This window comes from Streptomyces paromomycinus, from assembly GCF_003865155.1.
GTDB lineage: Bacteria > Actinomycetota > Actinomycetes > Streptomycetales > Streptomycetaceae > Streptomyces > Streptomyces chrestomyceticus.
The window spans coordinates 2,000,018-2,016,607 of the sequence record NZ_BHZD01000001.1 but is presented as its reverse complement, the minus strand read 5'-3'; the positions used below and the strand labels follow the sequence as shown (position 1 = coordinate 2,016,607).

Sequence of the window (16,590 nt, the reverse complement as noted above, 5' to 3'; positions counted from 1 at the left end):
CACCCGCAGGGACGAGACGACTCTTGCGAGCACGCAGCCGCCGCCACCGCAACGGCGAAGAGGTGGGTCGATGAGCACGTACCGGGACCGGGTGCACCGAGGATCCGCCAGAGCGACCGTGCTGCGCACGGTGGGCACCCGCGAGCGGCGCTCCCACCTGAGCGCGCCGCGCGTGCCGACCGTCGGCATCGACATCGGCGGGACGAAGGTGATGGCCGGCGTCGTCGACGCGGACGGCATGATCCTGGAGAAGGTCCGTACCGAGACGCCCGACAAGTCCAAGAGCCCCAAGGTCGTCGAGGACGTCATCACCGAACTGGTGCTGGACCTCTCCGACCGGCACGATGTGCACGCGGTGGGCATCGGCGCGGCCGGCTGGGTCGACGCCGAACGCAGCACCGTCCTCTTCGCACCCCACCTGAACTGGCGCAACGAGCCGCTGCGGGACCGCCTCGCGGGCCGCTTGGCGGTCCCCGTCATGGTCGACAACGACGCCAACACGGCCGCCTGGGCCGAGTGGCGTTTCGGCGCGGGCCGCGGCGAGGACCACCTCGTGATGATCACGCTCGGTACCGGCATCGGCGGCGCGATCCTGGAGGACGGCGCGGTCAAGCGCGGCAAGTACGGGGTGGCCGGCGAGTTCGGCCATATGCAGGTGGTGCCGGCCGGGCACCGCTGCCCGTGCGGCAACCGCGGCTGCTGGGAGCAGTACAGCTCCGGCAACGCCCTGGTCCGCGAGGCCCGCGAGCTGGCCGCCGCGGACTCCCCGGTCGCGTACAACATCATCGACCGGGTCGGCGGCCGCGTCACCGACATCACCGGCCCGCTGATCACCGAGCTGGCCCGCGAGGGCGACGCCATGTGCGTCGAACTCCTCCAGGACATCGGGCAGTGGCTGGGCGTCGGCATCGCCAATCTGGCCGCCGCGCTGGATCCTTCCTGCTTCGTGATCGGCGGCGGCGTCAGCGCCGCCGACGACCTGCTGATCGGCCCGGCCCGGGACGCCTTCCGGCGCACCCTGACCGGCCGCGGCTACCGCCCCGAGGCCCGTATCGCCAAGGCACAGCTGGGCCCCGAGGCCGGCATGGTCGGCGCCGCCGACCTGGCACGCCTGGTGGCCCGCCGCTTCCGGCGCGCCAACCGCCGGCGCGTGGAACGCTATGAGAGGTACGAACGATCGGGCCGGCGATGACGGAGCTGGACACCCCACCCATGACCGAGGAACACGATCCGGCCTCGCCCGGGGCGGGCCGGACGGCGCGCGAGACGCCTGAGCCTCCGGAGCCGCCGACCGGGCCGCCGGGCGGTCCCCCGTCGGGCCCCCCGCCCGCGCCCTCGGCCGGCGCGTCCGCCGCCCCCCGGCCGAGCCGGCGCCGCCGCTGGCTCACCGCGCTGGTGATCTTCCTGCTGATCGCCATTCCGGCGGGCTACATCGTCATCTCCGCCGAGCAGAGCCGGGACAGCGGCCAGAGCAAGGAGGAGGAAGCGGCCTCCACCGGCCTCTACAACGACTACCCCTCCAAGGTGCAGCAGCGCATCTACAACGTCCCGGTCCCGACCGGTGCCACACCGGTCTACTACTACGAGTCGAACGCCTGGCACCGCAGCTCCCTGTACGTCCAGTTCCGCACCAACGACTGGGGCCTGGACCACTACCTGAAGTGGATCGGCACCAGCCGCGACGCCCTCAAGGACGGCGAGATCACCATCACCGGCGCGCAGGCGGCGAAGGTCGGCTGGGACCTCAGCGGCGGCCAGTGGGCCGGCACCTCCCTCAAGGCCGAGGACCCCCACCCGAGCCAGAACATCACGGTCAACTTCGACGAACCGGGCCAGCCCGTGGTCTACGTCGTCTCGACGGTCCGCTTCGAACGCTGAGCGCCGTACGGGCGGGGCGGGCGGGGCGTTCGACGGCCGCCGCAGCGGCTCGGACCAGTGCGTCCGGTCACCGTCGATACAGAACGATCTCCAGACCGTGCACGCCGCGCCGGTAAGCCGGTGCCAGGCCGGCCCGGGCGGCGAACAGCGGCTCGGCGAGAGACGCGACCAGAAGAACCAGCGGAGGCACGACCAGCCACGGCACGCCGACGGCGAGGACCAGGGACGGAGTCATGCGTCGCCGGGCCGCAAGAAGAGCCACGGTGACGAGGGCCGTAGGAATGAGCAGCAGCTTCAGAGCGCCGGGCAGCGTGCCCTGGCCGGGCGTGAGCAGCCAGGTGAGGAAGTCGTACGGGGTTCCGCCGGTGACCGGCGCGGCCTCACCCACGGCGGAGCGCTGCGAGAACCCGAGGACCAGCAGCGGAACTACGGCGGTGGCACCCGCGGCCTGCGCTGACACCACACGTACGGCTACGAGGCGACCGGGACGCCGCAGAACCACCGTGACCGCGTGCGCGGCCACCAGCAGCAGCCCCAGCACGTTGAACCACCCGAGCAGCGCGATCAGCACGGCATAGGCACCCGACCACCGCCAGTCGCCCGACAGGACCTTCACCAAGGCACCCGTGGCCAGCACCGCCACCGCCATCACAAAGGCGAACGAGCGGGCCTCCTGTGCGTACCGTGACGCGGTCGGCAGAACGGCAAGCAGCAGCCCCGCGCACAGCCCGAGCCGCACCCCGCCGAGCAACTGCCCCAGCCAGGAGAGCCCTGCCGCGGCGACGGACACCGCCACCGCCGAGGGCAGCCGCATCGTGAACTCGTCGACTCCGGCACCCCGCCCGACCAGGTGCATCAGTGCGTAGTACAGCCCGTGCACCGCATCCACCCGCCCCAGCAGCTCCACCAACTGCGCCCCGGACCGCCGCGCCACATCCATGGTGACGATCTCGTCGGTCCACGCGGAGGGGCCCGTGATCCCCCACAGCCCGACACCGAGCCCGACAACCGCCGGCGCCCACAGGGCGGCACCCTCCGGGCTGCTGGGTAGCACCTGGCGAATGACCCGAAGGATGAGCGTTCTCCCAGCGGCTGGCGGCGAACGGGCTACAGGCACACGAAGCGGCCCCGGGCCGCGGCCCGGCCGGGTGCGATCACACGAGGGTACGCCGGATAGCGCCCGATATCGGGCAAATCGCCAGCCCCTCCGTCATGGGCGGGGCGTCGCCCCCGCCGCCAGAAGTCTCTGCGCCAGCACGTGACAGCGCCTGCCGAGCTCCGGAGGGTCGAGCACCTCGAACTCGTGCCCCAGCAGAAGTACGTGCAAGAGCATGGCGTCGAGGCTCGCGGCGCCACTGAGCACCTCGCACAGCCCGTCCCCGCGCCCGCGCACCACCGCCGCCGACGCCGGAATCTGTGCACGCACCGTGTCGGCCGGCGCGCGCACGAGGAAGCGCGCTTGGTGCGCGTAGACCCGGCTCGCCACGCCCTCCTGCACATACGTTGCCGCGTCAGGCGCCGCGCGCGGGCGAAAGCGCCAGGTCCGGGCGGACACGTCGGTCATCCGGTCGACGCGGAAGGTGCGCCAGTCGTCGCGGTCGAGGTCGTAGGCGAGGAGGTACCAGCGCCGGTCGGAGGCGACCAGGCGGTAGGGCTCGACCCGCCGCTGCCGCACATCGCCCTTGGACGCGTAGCCGAACCCGGCCTCGACCTCGTCACGGCAGGCCCTGGCCAGTGTCATCAGCACCCCGGGATCGACCGGCGTCCGGCCTCCGCCGAAGGACTCCACCGAGCCGGACAGCGCCCGTACCTCGTGCCGCAGCCGGGCAGGCAGCACCTGGTCGAGCTTGGTCAGCGCCCGGAGGGCGGCCTCCCCGGCGCCGGTCACCGCACCGTCCGCGCCGGCGAGCAGCGAGACCGCGGTGGCGATCGCCTCCTGATCGTCCAGCAGCAGCGGCGGCAGCTCCTGCCCCCGGCCGAGCCGGTAGCCGCCGCCCACCCCCTGCACGGCATGCACCGGATAGCCGAGCGCGCGCAGCCGCTCCACATCCCGCCGTACTGTGCGCGGGGTGACCCCGAGCCGGTCGGCGAGCTCGGGCCCGGTCCAGGTCTGACGCTGCTGCAACAGCCCGAGCAGGGTGAGCACCCGCTCCGTCGTCCCCCGCTCGCCACCGCTTTCCCCACCCACGCCGCCCGCCCTCCCGCAATAGCGGACCGATTCTGTCCGCCAGAGGTGTCACGGTATCTCCATGGGCAGCCGCCGAACTCGACGGAAACCGCCCACACACCCCGTAACGAACGGAGCAACCCGATGAGCCGCCACCTCCAACTCACCTTCGACGCCCACGACCCGCGCACCCTGTCGTCCTTCTGGCGCGACGCGCTGGGCTACGTCCACCCCGGCCCGCCCGGAGCCGACCTGCCCGAGGGCGCCGACCCCTTGGCCGCGTGGGACGACTTCCTGGCGCGGATCGGCGTACCGGAAGGCGAGCGCAACACCAGATCCGCCATCGAGGACCCGGACGGACACGGCCCCCGCCTGTTCTTCCAACAGGTGCCAGAGGGCAAGACGGCCAAGAACCGCGTCCACTTGGACGTCCGCGCGGCTCCTGGGCTGGAGGGCGAGGAGCGTATGGCGGCCTTGGAGGCCGAGTGCGACCGCCTCGTCGGCTTGGGAGCCACACGGGTACGCCGACATGAGCCGGCTCCTCCGATGAGCGCCGGATTCATCGTGATGGCCGACCCGGAGGGGAATGAGTTCTGTTTGGACTGAGGCGGTCCGGGGGGAGGGCGGCTGGGCTGGCCCCGCGCGCGGGGACCACAAGGGGCTGAACACCACCGACGTCCCGCTGGAGGGGCCACCCCCGCCCACGCGGGGACCACAGGACGCGACCAGCGGCGTTACCAGGAGGGCCGGTGTTTTTTCCTTGCTGTCGAGCATTCCGGCCCACCTGACACGTGGTCAACTACCTCTTCTGCGACAGCGGAAAGGCGGCTGTCGACTGCGCTGAACCTACTTCATCGGGGACCATCCACCCACAGAAGACACCAACGGTACGGAAGTGACGCCAACAACCGCCTGAGACTCCATTGACCGAGCGGCGGTCTTCCCTTTCCCCGTGGGGCGGCCACAATGGTCCGGAGTCTCGGACGCGGGGACGACATCCGTACGGGCGCGCCAACCATCGGCAACCATCACCGACCTGAGTGCGCGTGTGCGGACCCGCGGGCCGGGTGCGCCGACCGACAGACCTTCCCGGGATCTCCCGAAGGAGTGGTACATGGTCGCTCATCGTGACTACCCCGTCATCGACGCCGACAGCCACATCGTGCTGCCCGACTCCGACGACTGGTGGCGGGGGAGGTTACCCGAGAAGTATGCCGCCTGGATGCCGTCCTACCGGGACGATCGGCTGACTGCCGAGGGGCGGGTCATCGAACAGCCCTCGTCCACCTTTCACGGCCGGCCGACCCAGGCCGCCTGGTTCGGTGGTTCTCAAGGGGCCACCTACACCCCTGGCAGCTGGAAGTTCGACGATCCGGCCGCCGTGGACGTGCTCGACGCCCTGCGGCGCGGCGGTCTGGATCCGAAGGACCGGCTCGCCGCGATGGAGCGGGAGGGCATCAGCCGCGCCTACATCTTCCCGTCCAAGGTGCTCGGGCTGCTTCCGGCCCTGCGCAGTTCGGCGTTCGCGTACGAGGTCGCCAAGGCGTACAACGACTGGGTGCTGGCCTACTGCGCCGCGGACCGGGAGCGGCTGTTCCCGGTTGCCGCGCTGCCGCAGCACGACCTCGTGCTGGCGGTGGACGAGGCGCGCCGGGCCCTGGAGCAGGGGGTGCGCACCGTCATCCTGCGGCCCAACACCGTGGCCGGCACCAACGTCGACGACCAGGTGTACGACCTGCTGTGGGAGTTTTGTCAGGAACACGACGTGGCGGTCTGCTTCCACGAGGGGTTCGGGGTCGCCCGTATCCCCCGTATCGGCACCGAACGCACCCACGACACCATGCAGGGCCACCTCGTCAGCCACACCTTCGAGCACATGACGGCGGTCATGCTGCTCATCACCGGCGGTGTGCTGGAGCGCTTCCCCGGAGTGCGGTTCGCGTTCATGGAGAGCGGGGCGGGCTGGGCCCCGTTCTGGCTCAACCGGATGGACGATCACGCCGAGCAGTTCGCCAAGGACCGGCCGCCGCTTCCCGAGCGGCCCAGTACGTACTTCAAGCGGCAGTGTTACCTGGGGGTGGAACCGGAGGATCCGCTGCTGCCCATGCTGATCGAGCAGGGGCTGGCGGAGAACCTGCTGTTCGCGAGCGACTTTCCGCATTTTGACGCCAAGTTCCCCGGGGCTGTCACGGCTCTGGCGGACCGGGAGGACATCGACGAGGCGGCCAAGCGGCGGCTGCTGTGCGACAACGCCCGTCGTTTCTTCGGGATCGGCTGATGGGGCCGGTTCCGGCGGACCCGTACATCCGGTTCACGGCTGTCCTGGCGGGGCTGGAGGAACGGTCCCTCAAAGAGCAGCGGGAGCTGGACGCGCTGCGCGCGCAGGGCGGCACCGCCCTGCGCGACCGCGCCGGGGCCTTCATGCTCGATGTCGGTCCGGACGTTGGTCAGCTGCTGAACACGCTGGTCAGGGCGATGGCCGCCCGTACGGTCGTGGAGGTCGGCGGCTCGGTCGGCTACTCCACCCTCTGGCTCGCCGAGGCGGTACGGGCCACCGGCGGACGCCTGTACTCCATCGAGGTCGACCCCGCGAAACAGGCCGAGCAGCGGGACAACGTGGCGGAGGCGGGGCTCGCCGACGTCGTCGAACTGACCGCGCTGGAGGCGCCCGCCCTCGTCCCCACCCTGCCCGGCCCCGTCGACCTCGTCCTCCTCGACCACTGGAAGGAGCTGTACGTACGGGACTTCGACGCCTGCTGGCCGGCGCTGCGTCCCGGCGGGCTGGTGGTCGCCGACAACATCCTGGTCCCGAAGAAGAACGCCGAGGTCATCGCCGCCTACCGACGGCACGTAGGCGGTGTGCCGGACGCGCAGAGCCAGGTGCTGAAGATCGGGGACGGGGTCGAGTTCACCGTAAAGCGTGAAGCGCGGCCCGGCGTTCCGCGAAGGCCCGGCTCCGGGCCCTAGCGTGGCCCCGCCACCGACGCCCCCTCTTCCGACGGAGAGCCTGGAATATGAAGATCGGCATCGAGTCAGAGCTGCCCGTGGTCGACCGCCGGGGGGCCGCGGCCGACCGCCCGGCCGTCCGGTCCGTCTTCGAACGGCTCGCCGCCCGCCCGGACTTCGACCCGTACCACGACGCCACCACCGGCACGCTGGTCGGCGCCCGGTCGGCCCGCGACCACGGCACCCTGGACGTGGGCAACGACTACGGCGTCTGCACGGTCGAGGCGGCCCTGCCGCCGGAAGAGGGGTTCGCCGCCGCCAAGGCCGCCTGGCACCGCACGCTGGACGACGTGGTGTTCCCGGCCCTGGCGGCCGAGGGGCTGTCCGCCCTCGCACACGGCTGCCAGCCGCTCACCGAGACCCTCGGCGGCCCGTACCTGGCCGACAAGGCGCACTACAACCTGTGGCTGGCCCAGGCCGAGCGGTACCCGGGCCACTACGCCAGCGACGCCTGGCCCGGGTTCGCCGCCGTCCAGTTCAACGTCGACGTCCCGCTGCCGCGGGTGATCGACGCCTGCAACACGCTCGTCAAGATGACGCCGCTGATCTTCGCGTGGGGCGCCAACTCGGCGGTGTTCGGCGGCCGGGTGCAGCCCTGGCACTCCCTGCGACTGCGCGGCTACACGGAACTGTCCGAGACCAACCCGTTCTTCGCCCACCGCCTGCACTACCCCCGCCACCTGTACGGCAGCCTGGCGGACTACATGCGCGAGGCGTGGGCGCTGCCGATCTTCGAGGTCACCCGGCACGGCGTCCCGCACACCCCGCTGGTGCCCGAGCTGACGACGTGGCAGTTCGCCGAGACGGGCCACGCCGAGTTCGTGGACCCGGACGGCACCAAGCGCATCCTGCACTGCACCACCGCCGACCTGGCGTCCGGCCTGGTCTTCTGCTGGCCGGCGGTACGGGTACGGATGCGGCTGGACGAGTCGTGCACCGTCGCCGAGGCGCTGGAGGCGGTGGCGGCCGGCCGGGGCGAGGCGGTGCTCCGGGACGGCGGGCGCGGCACCTTCGTCGAGATCCGCCATCTGCCCACGATGAACCGGGAGGAGACGTTCGCGTGGCTGGCCGTCCTGTTGGGCTGGCTGGGCGACGTCGAGGGCTGCCGCGACCTGTTCGGCGGCTGGTCGCTCCAGGACGCCCGTACGGCCGCCGCCGAGGTCCAGACCCGCGGCTGGGCGGCCGAGGTCGCCGGGGTGCCGCTGCCGGAGTGGGGGCGGCGCGCCCTGGACCTGGCGGCCGAGTCGCTGCGCCGCGACCCGGTGGCGCCCGCCGAGGAGCTGGAACCGCTGGCCCGGCGGCTTCGGGACCGGACGAGCCCGGCGACGGACGCTGTGGCACAGGTCCGTTCCGAGGGCATCGAGGCGTTCGTGGAGGGGCTGCGGATGTGTTGAGGGAGTTGGCGGGGCGGCTGGCGCGCACGTGAGGACGTACGGACGACCGGGAGGGCGGCGGTATGGGCCGACGGCAGGCGGCAGGGAACCGGCGGGGCGCTTCCGGCACGCCGCCGGAGCCCCGGGGCGCCCGGGACGCGTACAACTTCTCCGCGGGGCCCGCGACGCTGCCCCGGCCGGTGGCCCGGCGGGTGCGCGAGGAGTTCGCGGCGCACGCCGGCGACGGTGCCTCGATCGTCGAGATCAGCCACAAGCACCCCCGCTTCACCGGGGTGCTCGACACCACCGTGGCGCTGTACCGGGAGCTGACCGGGCTCCCGGAGGACCACCATGTGCTCTTCGTGCACGGCGGCGCCCGGATGCAGTGCGCCGCCGTGCCGCTCAACCTCATCGGCCGGTCACCGACCCGCACCGCCGGGTACGTCGTGACCGGCCTGTTCGCCCAGCAGGCGCAGCGCGAGGGGGCCCGTTACGGCACCGCCGTGACCGTCGCCGGGAGCGAGGGCAGCGGCTTCGACCGGATACCGGAGGTGTCCGTACGGGACTGTCCGGCGGACGCCGCCTTCCTCCACCTCACCAGCAACAACACCGTCTACGGCACCCGCTGGAACGATTTTCCGCGGGACTGCCCCGCCCCGCTGGTGGCCGACGCCACCAGCGACATCCTCTCCCGGCGGCTGGACCACGGCCGGTTCGGCATCGTCTACGCCGGGTTCCAGAAGAACCTGGGACCCGCCGGCACGGCCCTGGTGACCGTCCGCGACGACCTGCTCGGCCACGCGCTGCCCGAGACACCCCGGCTGCTGGACTACGCCGTCCACGCGGCGTCCAAGTCCCTCGACAACACCCCGAACACCTTCGCCGTCTTCGTCCTCTCCCTCACGCTGGAATGGATACGTGACCAGGGCGGCCTCGCAGCGGTCGAGCGGACGAACCTGGCCAAGGCGCGGCTGCTGTACGAGGAACTGGACCGTACGGCGTTCTACCGCCCCACCGCCCACCCGGACCACCGCTCCGTCACCAACATCGTCTTCCGCCTCGCCGACGAGTCGCTGACCGCGGAGTTCCTGGAGCGCGCGCGGGAGGAGGGGCTCCTCGGGCTGGCCGGGCACCGTCTGGTGGGCGGGGTGCGGGCGTCGGTCTACAACGGGATGCCGCTGGAGGGCGTACGGGCGCTGGCGGACTTCCTCCGGGAGTTCGCGCGGGTACGGGGGTGAGGCGGGGCGGCAGCCGCCCCGCTCCACCCCCGTCCGGCTCAGTCTCCCGGCTTGACCACCGTGAACGCGTACCGCCCGAGGCTGAAGAAGTACTGCCCCGCCGCGTCCAGTTCGCGCAGCTCCCGGCCCCAGGCCTTGGTCTCCTCCGGGTCCGCGCGGGGGTGGCCGGCGAGGAACGCCTCGATGAAGCCGACCTGCCAGTAGCTGTAGGCGTCGCGGTGGCACCGCCGGTTGAGGAAGGTCAGCGTGGTCAGGCTCTCCTCGGCGAACCCGGCCTCTTGCAGCAGCGGGCCGAGCCGCCGGGGCAGCCGGGGGTCGGCGACATGGTCCTCCCACAGGGTGAGGATCCGCCGCATCCGGGGGCGGTCGGCGGAGTGCCACACCAGGGAGTCCCAGTCGGTGTCGAGGATCACCGCGCGGCCTCCCGGGCGCAGCACCCGGTACAGCTCGGCCAGCGCCCGTTCGATGTCGCCGACGTACTCGTACACCTGTGAGGAGACGGCGGCGTCGAACGACGCGTCAGGGAACGGGATCTCCTCGCAGCGCCCCGCCACCAGGTTCACCCGCGCTCCGGCCGGTGCGCACCGCGCCCGCGCCAGGTCCAGCATCGACGCGCTGATGTCGATGCCGCACACCGCGCCGTCCGGGCCGACCGGGTCCACCAGCTCCGAGATCAGGTAGCCGGGGCCGCAGCCGACGTCCAGCACCCGCTGCCCGGGCGTCACGGCGAGCTGCCGGAGCAGATGCTGCCGCTGCCCGCGCATCTCGGGGGTGTGCGCCTCGATGTCGGCCTCGCAGGCCCGTTCGCCGTCGAAGCGCAGGAGTGCGGTCATGAGGGCACCTCCTCCGCGCGGGCCGGCCGGGGGGCGTCGGGTGTCCCGAGCTCCCCGGGCGGCCGGAGCCGGGCACGGGCCACCGCCCGATCGGTCAGGGCGCCGGCCTCGCCCACGTAGCGGGCCGGGTCGAGCAGGTCGTCGAGCGCGGCGGCGGGGATCTGGGACGTGATGTCCACGCACTCGCGTACGCAGGCGCGCAGCGGGCGGCCGTCGCTCTGTGCCTGCTGGCTCACCGCGTAGACGAGGGTGTGCGCGCTCTGCTTGCCGATGCGTTCGCCCAGCGCCAGCATCAGCGCCTCCGTGCACAGGAACTCCGCCACCGAGGCCGCGTTCGCCGCCATCCGCTCGCGGTGCACCTGGAGCCCGGCGAGGACCTCGTTCAGGATCGCCAGCGCCGCCAGCGTGTAGTGCGACACGTCGGCGACGGTGACCCACTCCATCCGCAGGCCGCGCGCGTCGCGCTCGTGCTCCTGCACCATGCCCTCGACGCCGAGCGCGGCGGCGGAGCGGGCCAGCCGGGCCAGCAGGACGACCTGTTCGGAGCGTTCGGGATTGCGCTTGTGGGGCATGGTGCTGCTGCCCACCCGTCCGTACTCCCAGCCCTCGGACAGTTCGCCGACCTCGGCGCGCGAGAGAACCCGGATCTCCTCGGCGATCCGGGCCAGCGTCCCCGTCAGCAGGGCCAGGGTGGTGCCGTACTCCGCCACCCGGTCCCGCGCGACGTGCCAGCCGACGACGGGCTCGCCGAGCCCGAGGCGGGCGGCGAAGTCGGTGAGCAGTTCCTGTCCGCGCCCCTGGAACCCGGCCATGGTGCCGACACCGCCGTGCAACTGGGCCACCAGGGCCCGTTCGCGCAGCTGGGCCAGCCGCTCGCCGTGCCGCCCCAGTTCGTCGAGCCAGCTCGCCACCTTCAGGCCGAAGGTGATCGGCAGCGCGGGCTGGGCGTGGGTGCGGCCCACCATCAGGGAGTCGCGGTGGGCCCCGGCCAGCGCGATCAGACGCGCCGTCATGGCGGCGAGTTCCCGGTCCGCCTCGTCGAGCACGTCCCGCATCTCCAGGGACTGCGCGGTGTCCTGGATGTCCTGGGTGGTGGCTCCCAGGTGCACCGTTTCCCCCGAGCCCGCCTCGCACGCCGCCGCCAGGCCGCGCAGCAGCGGGACGAGGGAGTGGCCCGTACGGCGGAACTCGGGCGCCAGGGAGGCCAGGTCGATCCGTCCCGGCTCGCAGGCCTGGGCCACCTGCGCCGCCGTTCCGGGCGCGAGCATGCCGAGCCGTTCCTGACTGGCCGCCAAGGCCGCCTCCACCCGGAGCCATCGTTGCAGCCGACATCGGTCGCAGAAGATCCGGCGGCTGGTGGCCGTGGCGTACCCCTGCCCGTGGAAAAGGGAATCCAGTACGTGTCCCCGCTCGTGCCCGCACTCCGCCGCCGTGCGGCCGCCGTCACCCCCGAACGCCGGTGGCGGGGGCGCGGCGGGGCCGTGCGGGAGGCCGTCCCCGTACGGGGCGGGTGCCTGCTGGTGCCTGCGAGAAACAGCCATGAATCCTCGCATTCAGTGAGTCGCTTCTAGGTCACTTCGGTCATCCCGGCAGAACTCGCCTCATGGCACCACACGGGGGAGTCGGGGCCAATAGGGTGCGCGGGGGTGGTTCTGTGGGGTGTTCCGGGGCGGCCGCTGAGCCGTACCCGGCGGGAAGGTTCTCTTCACCCACAGCGGTAGGTGTCCCGTCCGCTGCCGTGCCCGTCGACGGTGATGTCGGGCAGGTCCAGGTCCAGGACACGGGGGACGAGGCCGAAGGCCCGGCGGTAGTCCGGGCTCCCGGTAGCCCGGACTACCGGGAGCCCGCCACGGGGCGCGACTTGTAGAAGGACTCCTCCAGGTAGACGGCCGCGTGTGGCTGGTAGGGCGCCTCCAGGTAGGCGGCCTCGTCTGCGTCGAGTTCGACGTCCACCGCGGCGACCGCGTCGGCCGGCTGGGCCGGCTTGGTGACCCCGACGATGGGTGAGGTCACCGCCGGGTTGCGCATGACCCAGGCCAGGGCGACCTGGGCCGGGGACAGACCCCGCTTGCCCGCGATCTCTTGGACGCGCTCGACCACTGCCTGGTCCCCGTCGCGGTAGAGGATCCTGCCGCCCTCGTCGGTCCCGGCACGCGCCGTGGCGGTGCCTCGGGCCCGCGTCAGCCTGCCCCGTACCAGGACCTGCTTGACGATGTCCCGGCTGGCGTCCGCGCCCAGCGACCAGGGCTCACCGCCCCGGCCCGGCTCGCCGAAGCTCATGCAGCCGAGGGTGATGGCGGAGACTTCCAGTCCGGTCGTTCCAAGTCTGATGTATCGCACACCGGCGAACCTGGGAGTGGGAGTGCGTTCTGACGCCATACGTCCCGGTCCGGAGTTCGCCGGGCTCGGGGGCGTACGCCCCGGAGCGCAGGAGGACGGCGTGCCCGTTTTCGCGACTTCAGCGGGGCACTGACGGCGAACCGGTATGCGTGATCGTGCTCCGGCAGTTCCCTCTGCCGGGTCGGTCAGGTGACGAGGAACGCCGCGGCGGTCACCGCGCCGCAGGACGCGCCGGCCACGGTCTGGGCGACGGTGTGGTACGTCAGCGCGACGCGGGACCAGCACACCGCGGCGGTGAGCAGACAGGCCGCCAACCACCAGGGCGAGTGCACGACAGCGAGCAGGGCGGGGACCGCGGAGGCCACGGCGGAGTCCACGGATATCTTCCAGACCGTGTTGACGGCCAGGAGGACGACGGTCATGGCCCACAGGGCGAGCATGGCGACGAGGATGCCGGACGGGGCGTGGCCGAGGACCATGACGAGCGCCCCGAGCCCGAGGGACGCCAGGATCACCAGGAAGATCGGGCCACGCTGCGTACGGTCCACGACGTGCCGGTCACCCCAGGTGCCGCGCTTGCGCTGCCACTCGATGTACCCGGCCGGGACGAGTCCGGCGCACAGCGCGCCGAGCAGGCCCCACGGCAGGCCGGTCCAGTCGCCCGCGGCCGCCAGGCCGATGCCCGACATGCCCACCACGAGGACGTTGCGGGGCTGGAACATGTTGGTCACGGCGCGCGCGGCCGTCGTGGTCGAGGCGGTGGTCGTCATACGGTTGTCTCCGGGGGTTGAGCAGGTCCTGCACCTGTGCCCGGCCATGGTGGCGGGCTGGTGTGCCGGTGCAGTCACCGGGGGGTGTTTGTTCACCCGGGGCGCTACTCCAGCGCAAGACATACGAGAACATCACGTGGCCGGCCCAGTGGCCCAGTGCCCCTGCGGGCCAGGGAGGCAGGACCCCGCGCCGCCGCTGCCGGATGGCGTCCGGATGGCCGTGGGCCGGCCGTACGGCCACAGGCGGACGGGGCCTTGCGCCGGGCCCGGCGCACGACGGCGCGGAAAACGTACGAGCGGCCGGCGTCCCTTGCCGAAGGCGTGGGGGCACCGGCCGCGTACGGTGCGTGCGCCGGTCAGGTGATGGACCTGATCGAGGTCCGCCAACCCCCGTTACCGACGAGCACCGGAGTGCCGTGCATGGTGCCCTTGGCGGGGTGGTACAGCAGTGTGCCGGTGTTCTCGTCGGTGGTGGCCCACAGGTCCGTGAGCTTGTCGCCGTTCGCGTCACCGGGCGTGGCCAGCAGCGGCCGCTTGGCCCGCCACCAGCCACTGGAGCCGTAGACGGTGGTGGTGCCGTTCACCAGGCTCACGGGGTCCGTGCCGCCCGTGGCCGCGTCCGCCGCTCCGTGATGCAGCAGGATCTGGCCGGTCGTGTCGTCGCGGACGAGCAGGTCCGGCCGGCCGTCACCGGTCAGGTCGCCGGGGGCCACGAGATCGCGGCGGCCCCAGCCGGAGTCCGCCAGCGGATAGGCGTCCTCGACGTAGCCCTTGGGGTGGCCGGCCAGGAACCACAGACCGTCGCCGACACGGGCGAGCAGGTCCGGGTAGTCGTCGCCGGTGATGTCTCCCAGGGAGGTGATCTGAGTGATCTTGGCCGGGTCCAGCTCGGGGGCGAACTGCGTGAATTCCTGGGCGTTGTCGGTGTCGATCTCACCGAATCCCGTGTTGGCGTACACCCAGAGTGTGCCGTCGGCGTGGCGGGCGACCAGGTCCTCGTAACCGTCGTTGGTGTAGTCGCCGCGACGGGTGATCAGGGTGTTCTCGAATCCGGACTCGGCGGCGGTCAACGGCGTGCCGAGATTCCCGCCGTCGCCGTTTGCGGTTTGGTCCAGTGTTTGACGCAAGCCCTGGATGCCGGGCTCGATCCGACCGGGGCAACCGCTGCCGCTACCGTGGGGCGCACCAGAACGAACAAGAACTTCAAGAAGCTCATCGGCCCGTGCGATAGTTGCAAGGTGTTGGTCGCGCACTTCAAGATCGATTTCAGGAGGGCGCCGTAGATGCCTCGGTTCTCCCGAGAAGTAGAGGATGTTCTGCGGCGTTCCGGCTGGCTACCGGGTCGGCGGGTTGACCTTGCTCGATGGAAGGTGTCGGCGGCAGAGTTCACCTGGCATTCCGCGGCCGAGGTGTTCCTTCAGGAGTTCGGTGGACTTCGAGTCGATATCGACGGGCCTGGAATCACCTGCGCGCGGGAGCCGTTCGAGTTCGATCCGGAGCTCGCCGTCGGAGAAGGGGAAAGGTTTGCGGAGCTCTCCGCGCTGTTCGGTCTTGGACTCTTCCCTTTGGGGGAAGTGGGGCAAGGGGAATTCTTCCTGGCGATCGATGAAGAGGGCGACATCTACCGCCTTGGGGCTGGGGCGTCCAGATACGGTGTAGGGGATCTGGCCTTGGGGCATCTCGTTACGGGAGTCGCGCCAGAAAGGCTCGGCCCGCCCAGCTGAAATATTTCGTCACCACGTCGCATCGCTGCGGTACGGAGGCCACGGTCGAAGTTCCGTACCAGGTGACGCTCGGAAATGCCGCAGCGGCCCCTCCGAATCTTTTTCGGTGGGGTCGCCGGGGTGTCTGAGGGCAGTGGTGACGGCAGTGTCAGCGGACGGCCAGTGTGCAGACAGCGGGTCGGCGCCGGTCTCTGGACCGTTGGTGGTCTCGGTGGGGTTGTGGAGCGGGTGACTGACGAGTGCCGGAGGGCGTAGTGCCCCCGGAACGGCAGTACGTGCAGCGGCACGACCCCATGAGTGACGGCGGAGGGAAGCTGTCCGGAGGCGGCACGGTGCAGCAGAATGACCAGCCGGTTGCACCAGGGCAACCAAGCGGGGCGGCGCGGGCAGGGAGAGCACATGGACCACGCGGGCGGAGACTCGAACCCGGATACTCGGACGGCTCGGGAGCGGCTGAAGGTCGAGCGTGCGCGGGATGCCGGTAGGAGGCGGGCGCGGTGGCGGTTCTCGGTTGTCGGGGCGGTTGTGGTGGTGGCCGCGGTGATCGGTGTGGTGTTCGCCCTTGGTGGTGGGGCGGAAGACGAGGCGGCGGGGAAGCCGCTCGTCGTGCCGGCCAACACGGTGGGGGAGCAGCGGACTTCCGTGCTGTACGGGAAGGCCGACGCGCGGCACACGTTGGCGGTTGTGGTGGACCCGCGGAGTGCGTCCTGCGCTCGTATGGAGGGCGCCTTGGGGCGGACCATGCGGGAGCTCGCCGGCAAGGGCGCGTACCGGATCGAGTATCGGCTCGCCACTGTCGAGGATGATGCCCGGGGTGGGCAAGGCTCGCGGAGGGCGGTCAACGCGTTGGGGGCGGCGGCCGATGAGGGGCCGGAGGAGTTCGTGCGGTATCTCGGTGCGGTTCTCGCGGGGCGGTCGGGCCGGGAGGAGTGGGACGGTGACGCGTTGGCATCGGCGGACACGTTGCTGGGGATCGCGGGCCGGGTGGACGGGCTGCGGACGTCGGCGTTCGACAAGGCCGTACGGGAACTGACCTATCTGCCCTGGGCGAAGAAGGTGGCCGCGGCCCACAACCAGGAAGGTGATGAGGACGCGTTGCCGGCCGTCACTCTCGATGGCTCGGCGGTCACCGTGCTGGGTGATGACGGTGCCCCGGTCTCTCCGCGGGAGTTCGTCCGGCAGGTGCGTGGGGAGAAGGGGTGAGGCGACTGCGGTGACGCGGGCGTCGGCTGCGTATCGCGTTCCCGGCCACCGCCGAGGC

General features: G+C 71.7%; 16 protein-coding genes. 9 read left to right on the top strand and 7 right to left on the bottom strand.

The annotated features are described in order from the left end of the window. Window positions 1–70: 70 nt before the first annotated feature. Together OEIGOIKO_RS08020 and OEIGOIKO_RS08015 are read left to right on the top strand one after the other, a co-directional pair. Window positions 71–1,192 (top strand): ROK family glucokinase, encoded by a 1,122-nt coding sequence (locus OEIGOIKO_RS08020; protein WP_125053219.1) that lies wholly within the window; start codon window positions 71–73, stop codon window positions 1,190–1,192. Window positions 1,193–1,212: 20 nt separating this feature from the next. Then, entirely contained in the window at window positions 1,213–1,878 is a 666-nt protein-coding gene (locus OEIGOIKO_RS08015; RefSeq protein ID WP_246177266.1) for a hypothetical protein, read from the top strand. A gap of 67 nt (window positions 1,879–1,945) precedes the next feature. On the opposite strand, the gene OEIGOIKO_RS08010 is transcribed toward OEIGOIKO_RS08015, so the two are convergent. Next, window positions 1,946–2,932: a hypothetical protein gene (locus OEIGOIKO_RS08010; protein WP_246177265.1), complete on the bottom strand. Its 987-nt coding sequence runs from the start codon at window positions 2,930–2,932 to the stop codon at window positions 1,946–1,948. A gap of 156 nt (window positions 2,933–3,088) precedes the next feature. Next, a complete protein-coding gene (locus tag OEIGOIKO_RS08005) occupies window positions 3,089–4,066 on the bottom strand; it encodes a helix-turn-helix transcriptional regulator (protein ID WP_125053216.1) in 978 nt (325 codons plus the stop codon). A 123-nt stretch (window positions 4,067–4,189) separates the two neighbouring features. Here OEIGOIKO_RS08005 and OEIGOIKO_RS08000 point away from each other — a divergent pair, with 123 nt between their 5' ends. The 5 genes from OEIGOIKO_RS08000 to serC all read left to right on the top strand — a co-directional run bounded on the left by OEIGOIKO_RS08000 (window position 4,190) and on the right by serC (window position 9,662). Continuing rightward, window positions 4,190–4,651 carry a VOC family protein gene (locus OEIGOIKO_RS08000; protein WP_125053214.1) on the top strand — a complete coding sequence of 154 codons (462 nt, stop codon included), beginning with the start codon at window positions 4,190–4,192 and terminating at the stop codon, window positions 4,649–4,651. A gap of 508 nt (window positions 4,652–5,159) precedes the next feature. Next, window positions 5,160–6,323 (top strand): amidohydrolase family protein, encoded by a 1,164-nt coding sequence (locus OEIGOIKO_RS07995; protein WP_125053212.1) that lies wholly within the window; start codon window positions 5,160–5,162, stop codon window positions 6,321–6,323. Next, window positions 6,323–7,012, top strand: coding sequence for an O-methyltransferase (locus tag OEIGOIKO_RS07990; RefSeq protein WP_125053210.1), 690 nt, complete (start codon window positions 6,323–6,325; stop codon window positions 7,010–7,012). Before OEIGOIKO_RS07995 ends, OEIGOIKO_RS07990 begins: the two co-directional genes overlap by 1 nt. Window positions 7,013–7,059: 47 nt before the next feature. After that, complete coding sequence (locus tag OEIGOIKO_RS07985; protein ID WP_125053208.1) at window positions 7,060–8,445, top strand: glutamate-cysteine ligase family protein; 1,386 nt, start codon at window positions 7,060–7,062, stop codon at window positions 8,443–8,445. Window positions 8,446–8,507: 62 nt separating this feature from the next. Then, window positions 8,508–9,662 carry a 3-phosphoserine/phosphohydroxythreonine transaminase gene (gene serC / locus OEIGOIKO_RS07980; RefSeq protein ID WP_125053206.1) on the top strand — a complete coding sequence of 385 codons (1,155 nt, stop codon included), beginning with the start codon at window positions 8,508–8,510 and terminating at the stop codon, window positions 9,660–9,662. A gap of 38 nt (window positions 9,663–9,700) precedes the next feature. On the opposite strand, the gene OEIGOIKO_RS07975 is transcribed toward serC, so the two are convergent. From OEIGOIKO_RS07975 to OEIGOIKO_RS07955, 5 genes are all read right to left on the bottom strand, one after another. Next, the gene (locus tag OEIGOIKO_RS07975) at window positions 9,701–10,495 is read right to left on the bottom strand and encodes a methyltransferase domain-containing protein (RefSeq protein ID WP_125053204.1); all 795 of its coding nucleotides are present in this window, start codon (window positions 10,493–10,495) and stop codon (window positions 9,701–9,703) included. Further along, window positions 10,492–12,036 carry a class-II fumarase/aspartase family protein gene (locus OEIGOIKO_RS07970; RefSeq protein WP_246177264.1) on the bottom strand — a complete coding sequence of 515 codons (1,545 nt, stop codon included), beginning with the start codon at window positions 12,034–12,036 and terminating at the stop codon, window positions 10,492–10,494. The genes OEIGOIKO_RS07975 and OEIGOIKO_RS07970 overlap by 4 nt, the downstream gene beginning before the upstream one ends. Before the next feature lie 292 nt (window positions 12,037–12,328). Next, window positions 12,329–12,835 carry an aldo/keto reductase gene (locus OEIGOIKO_RS07965; RefSeq protein ID WP_125053201.1) on the bottom strand — a complete coding sequence of 169 codons (507 nt, stop codon included), beginning with the start codon at window positions 12,833–12,835 and terminating at the stop codon, window positions 12,329–12,331. A gap of 185 nt (window positions 12,836–13,020) precedes the next feature. Further along, window positions 13,021–13,605, bottom strand: a complete 585-nt coding sequence (locus OEIGOIKO_RS07960) for a phosphatase PAP2 family protein (RefSeq protein ID WP_125053199.1) — start codon at window positions 13,603–13,605, stop codon at window positions 13,021–13,023. Window positions 13,606–13,961: 356 nt separating this feature from the next. Continuing rightward, a complete protein-coding gene (locus tag OEIGOIKO_RS07955; protein WP_170251642.1) occupies window positions 13,962–14,675 on the bottom strand; it encodes an FG-GAP repeat domain-containing protein in 714 nt (237 codons plus the stop codon). Between the two features lie 213 nt (window positions 14,676–14,888). On the opposite strand from OEIGOIKO_RS07955, the gene OEIGOIKO_RS07950 reads away from it, so the two are divergent. Together OEIGOIKO_RS07950 and OEIGOIKO_RS07945 are read left to right on the top strand one after the other, a co-directional pair. Then, window positions 14,889–15,329: an SUKH-3 domain-containing protein gene (locus tag OEIGOIKO_RS07950; RefSeq protein WP_125053195.1), complete on the top strand. Its 441-nt coding sequence runs from the start codon at window positions 14,889–14,891 to the stop codon at window positions 15,327–15,329. Between the two features lie 399 nt (window positions 15,330–15,728). Next, the gene (locus OEIGOIKO_RS07945) at window positions 15,729–16,532 is read left to right on the top strand and encodes a thioredoxin domain-containing protein (protein WP_170251640.1); all 804 of its coding nucleotides are present in this window, start codon (window positions 15,729–15,731) and stop codon (window positions 16,530–16,532) included. The last annotated feature ends 58 nt before the right edge of the window (window positions 16,533–16,590 follow it).